This is a genomic window from Pontimicrobium sp. MEBiC06410 (genome assembly GCF_053601615.1).
Genome location: NZ_JBSHNT010000162.1, coordinates 411,765 through 428,384, shown reverse-complemented (window position 1 = coordinate 428,384; position 16,620 = coordinate 411,765). Strand labels below are relative to the sequence as shown.

Sequence of the window (16,620 nt, the reverse complement as noted above, 5' to 3'; positions counted from 1 at the left end):
AAAGCAAAACACTTTGTACACATAAAAAAGATTCCCACTTGTTCGGGAAATTAATATGGCAAGAATACTTACAGGAATACAAAGTACAGGGACTCCACACTTAGGAAATATTTTAGGCGCATTAATGCCTGCTATAAAAATGTCTAGAGATAAGGAAAACGATTCTTATTTATTTATTGCAGACATGCATTCTTTAACCCAAATAAAAGATGGCAACACGTTAAGAAATAATACCTACTCTACTGCTGCTACATGGTTAGCTTTTGGTTTAGACATAGACAAAACTGTATTTTACAGACAAAGCGATGTCCCACAAGTAACCGAATTATCTTGGTATTTAAATTGCTTCTTCCCCTTTAAACGTTTAGAGCTAGCACATAGTTTTAAAGATAAAGCAGATAGATTGGATGATGTTAATGGTGGTTTATTTACTTACCCTATGTTAATGGCAGCAGATATTTTATTATATGATGCAGAAATTATTCCAGTAGGTAAAGACCAGAAGCAACATATAGAAATGACAAGAGATGTTGCTACTCGTTTTCATGCTAAACTTGGTGAAACATTTGTTTTACCTGAAGCCAAAATACAAGAAGAAACAATGTTAATTCCTGGTACTGATGGTGCTAAAATGAGTAAAAGTAAAGGTAATATTATTAATATATTTTTACCTGAAAAGAAACTACGTAAACAAATAATGAGTATTGAAACAGATAGTACTCCGTTAGAAGACCCTAAAGATTGGAAAACATGTAATTGTTTTGCTATATATAAATTATTAGCTTCGGAAGAAGAAATAAATGCTATGAAAGCCAATTACGAAAATGGTAATTATGGTTATGGTCATGCGAAACAAGCCCTATTTGAGCTTATTTTAAAAACTTTTGAAACACAGCGTGAGCGTTATGATTATTATATGAATAATCTTAATGCTATTGACGATGCTTTAGCTAAAGGTGCTGAAAAGGCTACTGTAGTTGCTAATGATGTTTTAAAACGTGTTAGAGCAAAAGTAGGGTATTAAAAAGTATAACTCATACAAAAAATAAAGCCTCTATTTTAAATTTAGAGGCTTTGTTTTTTGTAATAAAATTCTTAGTTATTTTTAACCATAGGTAACTTTTCTGGGTAACCAAACCTTATTTCACTTATGTTTTGCTTGTGTCTTAAAAAAGCTCTTATATGATAGTTTTCTTTTTTCCATATTATGAACAAAGGTTTTTCTTCAAATGTACCTTCTCTTAAATCAAAAGTACTTTTTGTTAGTTTTTGATGAAAAATATCTTTCTCTTTTCCTGTACTTCTACTTATTACTTTCCTATTTTCAATTATTTGTATGTTATCTGGCTCTCCATATTTTTCATTAAACGTATCAAAAAACTGACGATTAATTACATCTCTAAAATGAATTGTAATAGAATGTAGAGTATCATTTTCTGTTTTTACTACAGAAATAAAATTATATGACATACCATAAAAATCCTTAATGACATGTTCGTCTTTAATAAAATAAGAATCTTCACCATAAAGCGTATTGTCAAAATCGCTCCCAATAGCTTTTTCTACAACCAAAGTATGTTGCCCTAGTAATTTTTCAAACTCAATATAATTCATAGATTGGTTATTCATGTTTAAAGCTAAAAATAAGACTAATTTAATCATATATAAAATATTAACAATCAAAAGGATTACTTAATCCTAGAATACTCGTAATATAGGGCGCTGAGCTAGGTATAGGAAAAGGTTCTTGTGTTGTACTAAACGCACCTCCAACAAGTGATAGATGAGCACTTATAGCATCTCTAAAAACATCTGCTAGTTCATATTGCGAAACATCTGGGTTATCGAAAAAATAGACATCGGCTTCTTTAATTGCATTTGTGACTGCTATTGCCGTTGCATTAGCTGCTTGTCCATTGGTCATCCAAGGTGGCATTGTAAAATATATAATATTTACAGGAATATCAATATCTCCATAATAAGGACTCCCATTAGGTCTAATTCCAGCTGTATAAAAAGTATGGTTAAAATTTATTACCGCACAGCCTTTTTGTAAAGCACCTGGTGGTTGAGCATACTCAAAACTTCTGCAATCTGCCCCTAAAAGAGGGTTCGCATCAGGGTTAGCCATTAACACCTGTATAACGTTTAAAGCAAATTCTTGAGTCTCTTCGTCACAATTACTATTTTCTAAAAAACCATTAATTTGCCCAAGCTTTATCTTGTCAATTCCATCTAACATTCCTGGCGTAAAACCGTTACTCCCTCCACTTTCATTTATTTGCCCCAAACAAAGCTCTATCTTATCTTTAATAGATAATACAGGTATAGTAGCATCAGGATTTACGTTTGTATTATAAGCTCCTCCATTACTGGTTCCTGTAGGATTCCCTATATCTCCCCCACTTGGAATTGTTCCTGTTCCACTAGAACCTCCTCCATCACTATTATCGTTATTCATTTCATCCTCGGTACACATGGAATCATCTAAATACAAATCCCCTCGATCCTCATTAATACATACTTGGGTTGCTGGATGGTCATCTCCATAAGGACACATTAAAATCCCCACACAATCACCTTGGGCTAATTCTTTGTCAAAAATATCACTTACTAATGTTCTATCATCAATTAGATAAGAAGATACTTTATTAGCTAAATCTAAACTAGCTCTATTTATTAAATTTAATTTTTCTTGATTAGTAATATCATATGTAACTATCATAGCCTTATACGTTCCATCTTCTTGAAAAGATAATACTAGATTTTCAAGTAAATCAGTCTCTTCACTACGTTCAATAGGAAAAGTATAAGAATGATAATTAGAATCCGTATTTTCTATATATGTAGCAAAATCTGTATCAATGTAAAAATCATAGTCATTTGAATAAATTGTTTTATTCTGAGTATTACTTTTTTCTTTGATACTTTCTGAAAGTTTGTCTAGTCTTAGGAGAAGTTCTTTGTTAGCATCAATCTTAGATTTTCCTATTGTAGAAACTTTAAACTTATTTTTGCTTTTTAAATGTTCTTCCTGAACAATATTTAAGTCATCATCTTTTTGACAATTTGTTACTAGTAATGAAATACTGAATAACAGTATTACTATTTTCAAAAAATGCTTGAATTGTTTTTTTCTCATTGGTTATAAGGATTAAAAAATTAATATTAATAACTATTTGGTTATGTACATAACAATGATAAAAGTGGTTTTATTGTTAAATACAAAACTAATCTTCTTTGGTTTTTTAAACTTTAAAAAATTCATTTTAAAGTCATTACATACAAATATAGAAAATATTATTAAAAAGCCAACATATATGTTGGCTTTTAAGTTTTATAAATACTCTAATTTGAAATTATATAGATACATATTATATAATGAGTAGCACTTCTGACAAGGAATTTATTATCAAGATTGGAAAACAAATAAGAAACCTTCGTCTTAAATTTGAATTAACGCAACTTGATCTAGCTATTAAATGTGAAATGGAGGAAAATGCCTTACAAAGAATTGAAAAAGGTAGAACTAATCCAACAATAAAGACATTAAGAAAAATCTCAAGAGGTCTAAAAGTCAATTTTACTACTTTGTTTGATTTTTCAGAGATTGACGATGTAGAATAGTAGTTATTATTTCATTAAACAACCTCAAACAATTTCCCTGGTAAAGGCCTTACTACACCTTTCAACTCCATGTTTAGCAACAAGCCTGCAAGTTTATAAATGGGTATATTACAGTGTAATGCTATAATATCTAGCATTTGTTTTTCATTATTTTTAAGGTAATTATATACTACTTTTTCATTATCTTCTAACTCTACAAATAATTGCTTCTGTATTATTGGTTGTTTTAAATCTTCTAACTGCCAGTTTAATAAATATGGTACATCTAAAGGGGTTGATAATAAATGTGCTTTTTGTTGTTTAATTAAATTATTACAACCTATACTTTGAGAATCTGTTGTTCGGCCAGGAACAGCAAACACATCTCTGTTGTATGAGTTAGCAATGTCGGCTGTTACTAAACTACCGCCTTTTTCTGCAGATTCTATTACAATTGTTGCTTCACTAATACCTGCAATGATGCGATTTCGTTTTAAAAAATTATTCCTATCGAAAGCATCTGTACTCCAAAAATCTGTAAAAAAGCCACCATTACGTTCTACTTCTACCATATACTTTTTATGTACTTTAGGATAGATTTGATTTAAGCCATGAGCCAAACATCCTACAGTCTGCAAATTGTTTTTAATAGCAGCTTTGTGCGCTGTTATATCTGTACCATAAGCAAAGCCTGAGACTATTATTGGGTTGTATATAGACAATTCTTCAACTAACTTTTCACAGAATGCTATACCACTAGTGGTAATTTTACGTGTTCCAACAATGCTTATTATATGTTTTTTATTTAAATTAATATTTCCTGCTTCAAATAATAAAATAGGGCTATCTATACAGTGCTTTAATCTTTCAGGGTAACTTTTAGAAGTAAAGTAATGGCATTTTATATTTTCAGATTTAATAAACTTTAATTCATTTTGCGCTTTTTCAAAATAATTTTTACTAAATAAATCTCCAATGGTAACACTTCCTATACCATCAATTTTTAAAAGATTTCCCTTTTTTTCTTTAAAAACGGCTTCTGCAGACCCGCAATGATTTATTAATTTCTTTGCAGTTGTATCTCCAATACCTGGAACATTTTGTAATGCTAAAATGTAAATTAGGTCGTTATCGGTCATTAATTAATTGTGATTAGTTAGCAACTAATTTAAGACTTTATAGTATAAAAACGCATTTAAATTTCCTTGTAGTTATTATATAAACCCACTTTTTTTTGCTTCAATAATTAATTGTCTATCACTATTTTCTTTTATGTTAAAAACAGAATATAAAGCGCGTTTTCGCTTTTCGATACCTGCTTTAGATAATGGAATTACATTGGGCAACTCTTTCATTTTAGACCCTATTGATAGCTCGTATAGAATTTTTCGATCTATGTCATCTAACATTATTTTAGATGATACATTTTTTCTTAATATTTCTATTACTGTGTTGCTATAATATGGCGGGTTAGTAATGACTCTATTAATAGCTTCTATTAAATTTTTAGTATCAATATCGTTTTTTATAAGAAATCCTTCTGGATTAATATTTTTTATAATATTATGTATTCTGTAATTATTATTTAAAAAAGTAGAAACTATAATTTTAGTTTCTTTCATAAGATCTCTAATTATAACACCTAAATCTTCTCCAGATACTATTTTTGCATTGTTTGATTGTGTTAACATGATATCTAGAAATGCAATGTCTATTGTTTTATCTTTAGCTTTATAGTCATCAATTATAGTTTTTGCTATTTCACAGTTTTTTGCTTCTATAATTTCAAAAAACATGTTTTCCTTATTGTTTTCTATTGTTTTAAAAGCTTGCTTGTATGCCTCTGCTATTAACGGATGATCTTCTATAATTAAAACTGTATGTTTTTTACTCTCTTGCATCATAATCTATTCTTGTTACTTTGTTTTATATGAACAAAGTACTTTTTTAATTAGATCAAATAAAACAATGTATAGTGTAATTTATAAAAATACACTTATAAAAAGCGATATAAAATGTTAAAAAACAATAAGTTACACCACAGCCTCTCTATTCCAATCTACCTCATCTTTATTAAGAAGGTCTTTTATTTAAAATGTTAGAATTATTTATTGTTTAAAAAGTTTAAAAAAATAAAAGTTTTATAAATCTGATTTAGAGCTTAAAAGATTATATTTTTTTACCCTGTTAATAACTAATACATCATAAATAGTATTCTGTTTTAATAAATTTCTAAATTTGTTTTATGCAATTAGAGACTTACATTAGTGATTTATTATACCGTTATGAATGTGTTATAGTGCCCAATTTTGGTGCTTTCTTATCACAGCATGTTTCGGCTACAGTTCATGAATCTACAAATGCTTTTTATCCTCCAAAAAAACGTTTGTCTTTTAACGAGCAAATACAAACTAATGATGGTTTGCTAACTCGCTATATTGCAGATACCGAAAAAATTCCTTTTGAGACTGCTTCTACCAAAATTGCTAAGCAAGTGAATTCTTTAAAGTTATATTTAAACGAAGGAAAAACTTTAAAGCTTGAAAATATTGGAGAATTAAATTTAAATAGCGAAGGTAAGATTCAGTTTTATCCTTCTTATCATTTAAATTACTTAACTGAAGCCTTTGGGTTATCTCAATTTGTTTCACCTCCCGTTATGCGTGAAACATATAAAGCTGAAGTAGAAGTTATTGAAGAAGAAACTCCTTTAACTATTACTCCTGAAAAGCGTAAGTCTAAATCTTACTTTAAATATGCAGCTGTAGCTGTAATTGCTTTAACTCTAGGTGGATTAGCTTTCTCTAATCACTACATAAATAGTATTGAAACTCATAATGAGTTAGCACAAGAAGAAGCTAATGAGCAATTAGAAACTAAAATTCAGGAAGCTACTTTTGCAATTAGCACACCTTTACCTGCTGCTACTTTAAATGTAAATAAACAATCTGGAAATTACCATATTGTAGCTGGAGCATTTAGGGTTGAAGAAAACTGCGATAAAAAAGTAGCACAGCTTATTGAGCAAGGTTTTAAAGCTAGAAAAATTGGCATGAATAAATATGGTTTACATCAAGTAGCCTATTCTAGCCACTCTGATAGAATTGAGGCTTTAAATGCTTTAAATGCTATTAGAAATTCGAGTAATCGCGATGCATGGTTACTAGTTAAGCAATTAAACTAATTTACCTTAATATTTCTAAAAATATATAATGTCGAAAATTTTATTCGGCTTACCTTTGCATTTCATTTACTTAAATATCTTTTTTCGCATCACTGCGAAACTCAAATTATATTGTTATGGAAACAAAAACTGCTAAAGATTCAAGAACTATTATGACGGATATGGTTTTACCTGGTGAAACTAACCCTATTAATAACTTATTTGGTGGTGAGTTATTAGCAAGAATGGACCGTGCTGCTGGCATTAGTGCTCGTCGTCATTCTAGAAGAATTGTAGTTACTGCATCTGTTAATCATGTTGCTTTTAATAGAGCTATTCCTTTAGGTAGCGTTGTAACTGTCGACGCAAAGGTTTCTAGAGCGTTTAAATCGTCTATGGAAGTTTATATAGATGTTTGGATAGAAGATAGAGAATCTGGCATTAGAGCTAAAGCAAATGAGGCTATATATACTTTTGTTGCTGTTGATGAAACTGGAAGACCAGTTCGTGTTCCAGAATTAAAACCAGAAACAGATATTGAAATAGAGCGTTTTAATGGCGCTTTAAGGCGTAAACAATTAAGTTTAGTTCTTGCTGGGAAAATGAAACCAAATGATGCTACCGAATTAAAGGCTTTATTTGAATAGTTTTAACTTTTATATTGTTTTACAACAAAATAGCACTTTAATTTTCTAGTCTTTAGAGTTTTAGAGTTGCTATATTTATTCTATTTCTACTGTTTTGCTTTAAATTTATCTTCTTACTCAACTTAGGGTAGCTATTAAACTAGTAAAATTGTTTAGATAAAAAATGCAGAGGCTATAAAATTGTTAGTGTATAACTGTATTACATTTTATAAATCCAACTCGCTGGGTTTTGAGTTTTAGTTTCTTTATATATACTAAACCTTAGCAAGCTTTCTCCAGTTCTTGGGTGTGTAAATACTTCACCTATATTTTGCTTTGTACTTACTTTATCTCCAGGTTTAACATAAAGCTTTCCTAAATTTTTATACGCAGTAATATAATTACCGTGTTTTATTAAAACTGTAGGGTTGCTCCTTTTTGGCTTTATAATTCTTAAGACTTCTCCTTTAAATACGGCACGAACTTTTGCTCCTTTGCTTGTAGAAATTCTCACTCCTGTGCTATTAATAGTAAGCGATCTATCTATAGGTGATGGTTGTTTCCCATAACGTACTTTTACTACGCCTTGTTCTACTGGCCAAGGCAACTTACCTTTACTTCCTAAAAAGTCTTTTGCCAATGCTTTATCTTCTGGAGCCATTGCAAATACCGCAGATTTTGTTTTCTTTTTACCTGCTTTTTTATTCGATTTTGCAATAGCGTCTCTAATAATTTTATCTATCTCTCGATCTATTCTATCGGCTTCTTTTTGCTTTGTTCTTATTTGGGCTGTATACTTCTTTAAATCCTTTTTTATAGCACTCATTATGGTATTATGCTGCTTCAATTCTTTTTCTAATTCTTTTTGAGCAACCTTATTTTCGGCTATAAGTTTATTTTTCTCTTCTTTTTGTGCTAATAACTTAATATTTACGTCTTGTAACTCTTTTGTTTTAACTTTTATATTTTCTCCTTGCTGCTTTTGGTAATCTGCATATTGGTTTATATACTGAAGTCTTTTGTATGCTTGTTTAAAGTTATTAGAAGATAATAAAAACATGACACGGCTTTGCTTGTTTTTGTTTTTATATGAGTTTTGAATCATATTAGCATAATTTGCTTTTAAGCCTTTTAACTCATCTCTAAGCGCTGTTATTTGCTTTTGGTTATTATTTATCTGTCGTGTTAATAAATTAGCTTGTTGATTTGTTACTTTAATTAAATCGCGTCTTACTCTAACTTTATAGTTTAAATCTTCTATTAGAGTTATTTCAGATTTCTCCTTAGACTTATTTGAAGAGACTAAATCATTAATTTTTTTAATTTCTCGACGTAACTCCACGCGTCTTGCTTCCAACTCTTTTTGCTTTCCGCTTTGTGATAGGGATATTGTTGTGCTTAATAAAAAGACACTTATAAAAAGGAGTAATTGTATTGATGGTTTTATCATTACTTTAATTCAATTTCATCATACCCTGAAGGTATTCTAAATGGAAACTTTAATTTCTGGTTTAAAGACACTGATTTAAATTCTAAATCTATATTAAGTTCTTCATTTGCTTGTACGGCAACAATATCCAAAATTTTAGGTAATGTTTCTGTTTCTACTTTTTGATATGCAGTATAATCTATTTGTAAATGCCGTTTCTCTTCAGATTGCGAAATCTGCTGAGAATCAAGCTTGAAAAGGCTTGGGTTAATTAGAAAAAATATTTCATATAATTCATCTTGTTTTTTAGGGCTTAACACATACGATTTATCATTTACATCTCCTTTATATCCTTTAGGTTCTAAATCTAAAATAGTCTCTCCTAATAATAAATTTTGTACTTTTTTAAAATCTAGCTCGGTGCCTAACAACTCACTTATGTAACTAAAATCTCCGTCAAAATAGGTTTTATCCCATGTATTATAAAAAGCAACACGGTTTGGTGTTATTAATGCTTTTACAATCCCTAATTTACTTAGCCAAATGGTTTTATCTTTTTCCATACGCATAGAAACTGTTACTGATTGGCTTTTTTTACCATCATTGGTTTCTATTTTTAAACGTGCTGCTAATGTTTTAAAATTAGACTTTTTACTATTTGTTTCTTTTATTATTTGCTTGGTAGATAAATTAGAATTTAATGTACCATTAGCTATTATTGTTTTAGCAGACTTACAGCCTGTACTAAACATTATTATAATTAAAAAAACGGAAAATTTAATGTTTTTACTATTCATTTAGTTTGAGTGTTCTAATGCTTTTGCTTTATCACTAAACGTTTTTGCTTTCTCTAAATTGTTTAAAGTAGTGTAAGCTTTACTTAATTGTTTATAAAAATCAGCTTCCATTTTATTATTATCTATAATATAGTCTAAGCCTGCATCTAAACTATCTACTGCATCACTTGCTCTATTTAAACGGTTTAATGCTACTCCATTTATAAGATATAAAACTGGCTGAGATGGAAATTTCTCTAATGCTTCATCGCTTTTTTTCTCAGCTTCTTTATATTGCTCTAAATCTATATGTAATAATAAGATGTTTCGTAATAATCCAAAATTATCGACTTCTAATCGTTGTGCTTCTAGATAGTGTTTTAACGCTTTTTCTTTATCTCCTTTTATTAAGTAATATTGTGCTAACTCTACCAATGTTTTTCCGTCTGTTGCAGTATTAGTAACCATAGTAGTAATTTCTACTAAATCTTTTTCGTATTGTTGATTTAATGCAACAAATTTTACAAAGTCTGATAACACTTTTGCTTTAGATTCTGGTTTTATTTTCCTGCTACTTAAAACAATTTTCATGGACTCAATCGCTTTTTCTGCTTCGTTTTTATCTAAATAAAACTTATATAAAGCTAAGTGAACTAATTGCGATTCTGGATTTATTTCTAATAGTTTTTGAGCCGTTTCAAATGCTTTCTTCTCATTGTTGTTTTCACTATACCTGTAAATAAGTTCGAGATAGTTTTTTTCTACATTTGGATTGTCTTCTACTCGTTCTTTTAAATTAGCTATTTGTTCTTTTTTTCGACCTGTTGCATTATAAATTTGGTTTCTAAGTCTATCTCTAATATCTGAAACTCCTAATTCATCGTCTAACTCGTCTAATACTTTTAATGCGTCTTTGTACTTTTTAGTTCTAACATAAATAGAAGCTAAGTCTTCTTTATAATCAGGATGAAATTTTACCAGTTGTTTAACTGTTTTTATAGCTTTATCGTAGTTTTTTTGCTGCACATAGGCTTCATAAAGCTCATCTAAATACCACTCATTATCTGGTTGTTTTTTTACTGCTTTTTTAAGAGCATCTTCTGCTGCACCAAAATTTTTGAGCTTGTTATAGTTTTTACCTAATTCATAATATAAAATAGATTCTGAATCGTCCAACTGCAAACATTTAAGTAATGCTGTTACTGCTTTATCATAGTTTTCAATTCCTTTTTGTTTTAAGGCTTCAAAAAACAATTCTTGATATTCATCTGAAACATTCCCTAAATCATCATCTGGTGTTTTATTGAAGTCTACTTGTGCACCACTTATTTTTGGGAAAATAAATAATCCTAGTAGAATATAAAGTATGTAGATTTTATGTTTCATAATATTTCCTGTTAGCAAACGGGAACTGTATAATCAATAGTTATTCCATAATTGTGTAATCGCCAATACTAATTTTAGTAAATTCTCCATTGTATTTAACGTGGTTACCAATCATAGCTTCGTCTAAATTAGCATTTTTTATAATTGTATTACTTTGTATTAGGCTATTTTTAACGCTTGCGTTTTCTATAACACAATTATTTCCTATGGATACGTTTGGCCCAATAGTAGCATTTTTTAAAATTACATGTTCTCCAATGTAACAGGGCTCTATAATTGTAGCGTTTTCTTGCTTTACAGAATTAGCTATTAATTGCTCTTCTCCATCTGCTTGTAAGAAGCCTAACATTCTAGTATTGGTTTCTAAAGTTACATTTTTATTTCCGCAATCCATCCATTCGCTTACTTCTCCTGTTTTAAAAACTTTACCATTAGCCATCATTCCTTTTATACCATCATTAATTTGGTATTCTCCTCCATTTATAATGTTATTATCTAAAACGTGTTGTAATTGTTCTTTTAAAACAGCAACATCTTTAAAATAATATATTCCAATTACTGCTAGATCGCTTACAAATTGTTCTGGTTTTTCAACTAGTTCAACAATTTCCTTCTTTTCGTTTAATTTAACGACACCATAGGCTTCAGGTTGCTCTACTTGTTTTACCCAAATTACAGCGTCTGCGTCTGGATCTAAGTTAAAATCTGCTCTAATTAAAGTATCTGCATAAGCAATTACTGCTGGGCCAGACAGAGAATCTTTTGCACACATAATAGCATGCCCAGTTCCTAAAGGTTGGTCTTGCCTATAAATAGAGGCTTTAGCTCCTAAACCTTTTGCTAATTCTTGTAAACTGGCAACTACATCTTCTCCAAACCAAGCTGGGTCTCCTAAAACAAAAGCAATTTCTTCTATTGGTTCATTTAAAACTTTAACTATATCTTTTACTAATCGGTGTACAATAGGCTGGCCAGCTACTGGTATTAATGGTTTTGGTACTGTTAAACTGTGTGGTCTTAATCGAGATCCTCGTCCCGCCATTGGTACTATTATTTTCATATTTATTACTACTAACGTAGGTGCCTTTTATTGTTAAACTTATTCTTATAAAATTAAAGAACACTATTAAATGTGTTTTTTAATTAAGGTTAATATTGTTTTTCTTAGCTACTGTTTTAAAAATATCCAATTTGCCTTTATCTTCTAAAACATTATACATAATCGATAACATTTTCTCTGCATCTTTTTTATAAGGTGATCCTATTTCAGTGTATAATACATAGGCCTGCATCATGTTATCTACAGCTAATTCATATTCTTTTTTCTCAAAATACATCCTTCCTAATCCGTAAGGTGCTTCTGGGTCTTTTTTATATATTCTTCTATACTTTTTATAATACTTAATTGCATTATCATACTGGCCTTCTGCTGCGTAAGCCACACCAATATTCATAAGTGGCATTTTGCCTTTAGAGTCTAGCTTTAATGATTTTTTATATGCTTCAATTGCTTTTTTATTATTTCCCAGTCTACGATACGTTATGCCTAAATTATCCCATGCAAAAGTAAATTTTTTGTCTATTTTTAGCGCCTTCTTGTAATACTCTAATGCTTTTTCGTAGTCTTGGTTTTCTCCTGCGTCTATTCCTAAATCATAATATTTTAAAGCTTCTTCTTTCTGTGATATCGATTTCTTTGAGGTTTCTTTATTATTAGAAAAATATAGACTTTCTAAATCTCCACAGGTTTCCAATAAGTAGGCTTCTATCTCTTTAAAATCTTCACTTTCATTTATTGATATATTAACTTCTAAAGGTTCTACATTAATGGTGTCTGTAGTTTTGTTTGTTGTTGTTTCTGGTAATGTGTCCTTTAATTTCTCTGAAATACCTGCTAACTTATTCGTTAATTGGTATGACATGTTAGCCGATTTGATACATTCTTTTATAGCTTCGCTTTTCTCTTTATAATCTAGTTTTAAATCCATTTTACCAATACATTCACAGGCATTGTATGCGACTTCTACTATTTTTTCTGAATTATCTTGTGCAAAACAAAAACTACTAAATAAAATAACTGTAATGTATACGGCTTTCTTCATCTCTACTCTTTTTAATTATTTAACTCCTGTGCTTCCAAATCCTCCTGCTCCGCGCTCTGTTTCTGTAAGCGTTTCTACTTCTACCCATTCTGCCCGTTCATGTTTTGCTATGACTAATTGCGCTACGCGTTCTCCATTTTCTACTGTAAAAGCTTCTTTAGAAAGGTTTATTAAAATTACACCTACTTCGCCTCTGTAATCTGCATCTATTGTTCCAGGCGCATTAAGCACTGTAATTCCTTTTTTAGCAGCTAGGCCACTTCTTGGTCTTACTTGCGCTTCAGCTCCTATAGGGAGCTCTAAAAATAGTCCTGTTGGTATAATAGCTCGCTCCATTGGACCTAATATCATATTTTCAGTAATGTTAGCTCTTAAATCCATCCCTGCTGAGGCTATGGTCTCGTAACTTGGTAAGGTATGATTAGATTTATTTATAATTTTTATTTGCATGTTTTTTATTCTATTGTTTAAACTACAATTAAGTCTCCTCTATTTTTTTATTAATTGTTTTAATTCTTTTTTCTCTAGAAGTATAGCAACCATCAAAAATAATAAAACTAAACCTGTGTTTATATAATAATTAGCATTAGTCTTTAATGCTGCTATCGAAAATAGGATAGCTAATACTAAATACCCCATTATTTTTTTAAGGTTATAAGGTACAGGATAGTATTTTTGGCCTAAAAGGTAAGATAATAACATCATTATTCCATAGGCTGCTAATGTTGCCCATGCAGCTGCAATAAAGCCTAGTTTTTCAATCATGATTAGGTTAAAAACAATAGTAACTACTGCTCCAACTATAGATAGATACATTCCATATCTTGTTTTATCTGTAAGCTTATACCAAATGGCTAGATTGAAATAAATTCCTAAACATAAGTTTGCCAATAATACTATTGGAACAATATCTATTGCTACCCAATAGGCTTCATCTCTTACAATAAGTAGTTTAAAAAAGTCTAAATATGCAACAACAAATACCAACATAAGACTTCCTACTATTACAAAGTATTTCATAATTGTGGCATAGGTTTCTCGTGCATTTTTTTCTTTTGCATGGTTAAAGAAAAAAGGTTCGGCTCCTAACCTAAATGCTTGAATAAAAATAGTCATAAATACTGCTATTTTGTAGCAACCACTATAAGCGCCATTAACATCTTTTCCTAATAAACTAGGTAAAATCCATTTATCGAAATTCTCGTTTATAACATAAGCTATACCAGCAACCATTATTGGCCAACCATAACTTAATAGTTGTTTAAAAATTGTAGTACTAAATTGTAGTTTCGTTTTAAAGAAGTATGGTATAAGTAATAGAAAAGTAACAATACTTGCTACTAGATTAGCTATAAATATATATTTCACCAGATCTGATGAGTCATAACTTGGAAAATTAATTTTAAACTTTGGTATTGCCCAAAGGAAAAAGAAATTTAAAACGACTACTACAATAATATTAATAATCTTTATTGCTGCGAATTTTATTGGCCTACCTGTAGCTCTTAAATACGCAAAAGGAGCTACAACTAATGTATCTAAAACCAATAAGCCTATTAACAAATTAAAATAGGTTTGATTAATTCCCATCCAATTTGATATTTGAGTGTTAAATAGTATTACTACAAGTAAAAATAAAAGGGTTGTTGTTATAAGGCTAATAAAAGTTGTGGAGAATACTTTGTTTTTTTCTTCTGTTTTGCTAAAAAACCTAAAGAAAGCGGTTTCCATTCCATAAGTTAGTAGCACATTAAAAAAGGCTGCATACACATAAAACGTTGTGTTATCTGAATAACTATTAGTTTCAAGCGTATCTGTATGTAATGGTACTAAAACAAAATTCATAAGACGAGGCAAAACGGTAGCTAAACCATATATAATTGTGTCTTTAAAGAACTTTTTAAGTACGCTCAATGTAGTATAAATTTAGCCTAAAAGTATTGAATTCATTAGACCTAAAAAAGTATTCTCTCTTGTTTTAGTTAACTGGTGGACTAGAAGGGTAATATTCTCCTGCTTTTTCTTTTAAATTACCTATTTTAACATATTTTGTTTCTCCTTCCTCTATGTAACTAATAACACATTCGTTGTTTTTTAATTCAAAAGGAAACTTTGGAAGTTTATTTCCATATTCAGATTTAGGGTCGCTACTCATGGTTAAGTCTATGGGCTTAGGCTTTTTAAGTGTTGCAAAATAAGATGCTTTGCCATTTCTTAATTTACCTTTCATCTTTCTAAAGAAAACACTATCTATAATAGCATTGTTTTTAGTTACTAAATTAGGAAAGTATATATTTATACCAGATCCTCCATCTTTTATTCCTGCAACCCATTCTTGAAAATAAGGTCGAGTATGCTCTATGGGCGCTTTGTCCTGTAGTTTTAGTTTAGAGCTAGAACAGTTGAAAAGTGTCATTATGGTAATTAATATTACAAGAGATTTGAAAGTGGGGCTTGAAAACGTCATTTGTAATTATGTTTTTCTAAAGATACGAATTACAATGAAAAATAGATGTTTACTGTTTTAAAAAGCTCTATCTATAAAAGTACAAAGCCTTACTTAAAAAAGTAAGGCTTTGTATATATTATATAACAACTCTGTTTTAGTTATTTAAAGCTTCTGCTCCACCAACAATCTCAAGGATTTCGTTAGTAATCGCTGCTTGACGTGCTTTGTTATATGTTAATTTTAATTGATCTCTTAACTCAGTTGCATTATCGGTTGCTTTGTGCATAGCCGTCATACGCGCACCATGTTCACTAGCAAAAGAATCTCTTATACCTTTATACAACTGTGTTTTTAAAGATTTAGGTATTAGCTCTTCTACGATTTCTTCTTTAGATGGCTCAAAGATATAATCTAGATTAGCATTTTCTTCTCCTTCTACTGGTACAATTGGTAAAAATTGCTCAGTCATTACTATTTGCGTTGCAGCATTTTTAAATTTATTGTAAACAATCTCGATTTTATCGAATTCACCTTCAACAAATTTCTCCATTAACATCTCTGCTATTTCAGCAACATTATCGAATGTTAAATCGTCAAAAATTTCACTTTTATTAGCAATAACACATCCTAATTTTTCAAAAGCATCATTTGCTTTTTTTCCAACAGCAATAACAGAAACATTTTTGTCTGCATGCACATTGTTAATTAAGTTAGTTGTTTGCTTAATAATGTTAGAATTAAATGCACCACATAATCCTCTATTAGAAGTAATAGCAACTATAAGTACATTTTTTACTTCACGTTGCTCCGCAAATTTACTTCCAGAATCTGCATCAAGTGTTGCGCTTAAATTTTGTAAAAGCTCTGTTAACTTATCTGCATAAGGACGCATAGCAGTAATAGCATCTTGTGCCTTCTTTAACTTTGCAGCAGATACCATTTTCATAGCACTGGTAATTTGCATTGTAGAAGATACAGATGATATTCTGTTACGTATTTCTTTTAAGTTTGCCATTTTTTTAGAATTAAGTATTGAGTATTCAGTAGTGAGAATTATAGTATCTCACTACTCAATACTGAAAT

The 16,620-nt window shown here is 30.0% G+C and carries 17 protein-coding genes; 4 read left to right on the top strand and 13 right to left on the bottom strand.

Features of this window, described 5'->3' with window-relative positions:
• Positions 1-55 precede the first annotated feature (55 nt).
• A complete protein-coding gene (gene trpS, locus ACVC08_RS17745) occupies positions 56-1,024 on the top strand; it encodes a tryptophan--tRNA ligase (protein WP_452603056.1) in 969 nt (322 codons plus the stop codon).
• A 71-nt stretch (positions 1,025-1,095) separates the two neighbouring features.
• Here the strand turns inward: trpS and ACVC08_RS17740 are convergent, their stop codons facing one another.
• A complete protein-coding gene (locus ACVC08_RS17740; RefSeq protein ID WP_452603055.1) occupies positions 1,096-1,662 on the bottom strand; it encodes a hypothetical protein in 567 nt (188 codons plus the stop codon).
• Between the two features lie 10 nt (positions 1,663-1,672).
• A complete protein-coding gene (locus ACVC08_RS17735) occupies positions 1,673-3,142 on the bottom strand; it encodes a hypothetical protein (RefSeq protein WP_452603054.1) in 1,470 nt (489 codons plus the stop codon).
• 239 nt (positions 3,143-3,381) lie between these two features.
• Between ACVC08_RS17735 and ACVC08_RS17730 the strand changes: the two genes are divergently transcribed.
• Positions 3,382-3,627, top strand: coding sequence for a helix-turn-helix domain-containing protein (locus ACVC08_RS17730; protein ID WP_452603053.1), 246 nt, complete (start codon positions 3,382-3,384; stop codon positions 3,625-3,627).
• Between the two features lie 14 nt (positions 3,628-3,641).
• On the opposite strand, the gene dprA is transcribed toward ACVC08_RS17730, so the two are convergent.
• Positions 3,642-4,745, bottom strand: coding sequence for a DNA-processing protein DprA (gene dprA, locus ACVC08_RS17725; RefSeq protein ID WP_452603052.1), 1,104 nt, complete (start codon positions 4,743-4,745; stop codon positions 3,642-3,644).
• Between the two features lie 75 nt (positions 4,746-4,820).
• Positions 4,821-5,510 (bottom strand): response regulator, encoded by a 690-nt coding sequence (locus ACVC08_RS17720; protein WP_452603051.1) that lies wholly within the window; start codon positions 5,508-5,510, stop codon positions 4,821-4,823.
• 341 nt (positions 5,511-5,851) lie between these two features.
• Here ACVC08_RS17720 and ACVC08_RS17715 point away from each other — a divergent pair, with 341 nt between their 5' ends.
• Positions 5,852-6,790: an HU domain-containing protein gene (locus tag ACVC08_RS17715; protein ID WP_452603050.1), complete on the top strand. Its 939-nt coding sequence runs from the start codon at positions 5,852-5,854 to the stop codon at positions 6,788-6,790.
• Between the two features lie 116 nt (positions 6,791-6,906).
• Positions 6,907-7,416, top strand: coding sequence for an acyl-CoA thioesterase (locus ACVC08_RS17710; protein WP_452597094.1), 510 nt, complete (start codon positions 6,907-6,909; stop codon positions 7,414-7,416).
• Positions 7,417-7,615: 199 nt separating this feature from the next.
• On the opposite strand, the gene ACVC08_RS17705 is transcribed toward ACVC08_RS17710, so the two are convergent.
• The 9 genes from ACVC08_RS17705 to atpG form a co-directional block, all read right to left on the bottom strand.
• Positions 7,616-8,845, bottom strand: coding sequence for a murein hydrolase activator EnvC family protein (locus tag ACVC08_RS17705; RefSeq protein WP_452597093.1), 1,230 nt, complete (start codon positions 8,843-8,845; stop codon positions 7,616-7,618).
• Complete coding sequence (locus ACVC08_RS17700) at positions 8,845-9,621, bottom strand: DUF4292 domain-containing protein (RefSeq protein ID WP_452603049.1); 777 nt, start codon at positions 9,619-9,621, stop codon at positions 8,845-8,847. Before ACVC08_RS17700 ends, ACVC08_RS17705 begins: the two co-directional genes overlap by 1 nt.
• The gene (locus ACVC08_RS17695) at positions 9,622-10,986 is read right to left on the bottom strand and encodes a tetratricopeptide repeat protein (RefSeq protein ID WP_452603048.1); all 1,365 of its coding nucleotides are present in this window, start codon (positions 10,984-10,986) and stop codon (positions 9,622-9,624) included.
• A gap of 40 nt (positions 10,987-11,026) precedes the next feature.
• Positions 11,027-12,046: a sugar phosphate nucleotidyltransferase gene (locus tag ACVC08_RS17690; RefSeq protein ID WP_452603047.1), complete on the bottom strand. Its 1,020-nt coding sequence runs from the start codon at positions 12,044-12,046 to the stop codon at positions 11,027-11,029.
• Between the two features lie 79 nt (positions 12,047-12,125).
• Positions 12,126-13,088, bottom strand: coding sequence for a tetratricopeptide repeat protein (locus ACVC08_RS17685; RefSeq protein WP_452603046.1), 963 nt, complete (start codon positions 13,086-13,088; stop codon positions 12,126-12,128).
• A 15-nt stretch (positions 13,089-13,103) separates the two neighbouring features.
• Complete coding sequence (gene dut / locus ACVC08_RS17680; protein WP_452603045.1) at positions 13,104-13,538, bottom strand: dUTP diphosphatase; 435 nt, start codon at positions 13,536-13,538, stop codon at positions 13,104-13,106.
• 39 nt (positions 13,539-13,577) lie between these two features.
• On the bottom strand, positions 13,578-15,002 hold the full coding sequence (locus ACVC08_RS17675; RefSeq protein ID WP_452603044.1) for an oligosaccharide flippase family protein: 1,425 nt from the start codon (positions 15,000-15,002) through the stop codon (positions 13,578-13,580).
• 64 nt (positions 15,003-15,066) lie between these two features.
• On the bottom strand, positions 15,067-15,555 hold the full coding sequence (locus tag ACVC08_RS17670; RefSeq protein ID WP_452603043.1) for a hypothetical protein: 489 nt from the start codon (positions 15,553-15,555) through the stop codon (positions 15,067-15,069).
• Between the two features lie 136 nt (positions 15,556-15,691).
• A complete protein-coding gene (atpG, locus tag ACVC08_RS17665) occupies positions 15,692-16,552 on the bottom strand; it encodes an ATP synthase F1 subunit gamma (protein ID WP_452603042.1) in 861 nt (286 codons plus the stop codon).
• Positions 16,553-16,620 lie beyond the last annotated feature (68 nt).

Excerpts from the sequence above, each read along its gene's own strand:
- trpS (WP_452603056.1), top strand. The coding sequence starts at position 56 with ATGGCAAGAATACTTACAGGAATACAAAGTACAGGGACTCCACACTTA.
- ACVC08_RS17740 (WP_452603055.1), bottom strand. The coding sequence starts at position 1,662 with ATGATTAAATTAGTCTTATTTTTAGCTTTAAACATGAATAACCAATCT.
- ACVC08_RS17735 (WP_452603054.1), bottom strand. The coding sequence starts at position 3,142 with ATGAGAAAAAAACAATTCAAGCATTTTTTGAAAATAGTAATACTGTTA.
- ACVC08_RS17730 (WP_452603053.1), top strand. The coding sequence starts at position 3,382 with ATGAGTAGCACTTCTGACAAGGAATTTATTATCAAGATTGGAAAACAA.
- dprA (WP_452603052.1), bottom strand. The coding sequence starts at position 4,745 with ATGACCGATAACGACCTAATTTACATTTTAGCATTACAAAATGTTCCA.
- ACVC08_RS17720 (WP_452603051.1), bottom strand. The coding sequence starts at position 5,510 with ATGATGCAAGAGAGTAAAAAACATACAGTTTTAATTATAGAAGATCAT.
- ACVC08_RS17715 (WP_452603050.1), top strand. The coding sequence starts at position 5,852 with ATGCAATTAGAGACTTACATTAGTGATTTATTATACCGTTATGAATGT.
- ACVC08_RS17710 (WP_452597094.1), top strand. The coding sequence starts at position 6,907 with ATGGAAACAAAAACTGCTAAAGATTCAAGAACTATTATGACGGATATG.
- ACVC08_RS17705 (WP_452597093.1), bottom strand. The coding sequence starts at position 8,845 with ATGATAAAACCATCAATACAATTACTCCTTTTTATAAGTGTCTTTTTA.
- ACVC08_RS17700 (WP_452603049.1), bottom strand. The coding sequence starts at position 9,621 with ATGAATAGTAAAAACATTAAATTTTCCGTTTTTTTAATTATAATAATG.
- ACVC08_RS17695 (WP_452603048.1), bottom strand. The coding sequence starts at position 10,986 with ATGAAACATAAAATCTACATACTTTATATTCTACTAGGATTATTTATT.
- ACVC08_RS17690 (WP_452603047.1), bottom strand. The coding sequence starts at position 12,046 with ATGAAAATAATAGTACCAATGGCGGGACGAGGATCTCGATTAAGACCA.
- ACVC08_RS17685 (WP_452603046.1), bottom strand. The coding sequence starts at position 13,088 with ATGAAGAAAGCCGTATACATTACAGTTATTTTATTTAGTAGTTTTTGT.
- dut (WP_452603045.1), bottom strand. The coding sequence starts at position 13,538 with ATGCAAATAAAAATTATAAATAAATCTAATCATACCTTACCAAGTTAC.
- ACVC08_RS17670 (WP_452603043.1), bottom strand. The coding sequence starts at position 15,555 with ATGACGTTTTCAAGCCCCACTTTCAAATCTCTTGTAATATTAATTACC.
- atpG (WP_452603042.1), bottom strand. The coding sequence starts at position 16,552 with ATGGCAAACTTAAAAGAAATACGTAACAGAATATCATCTGTATCTTCT.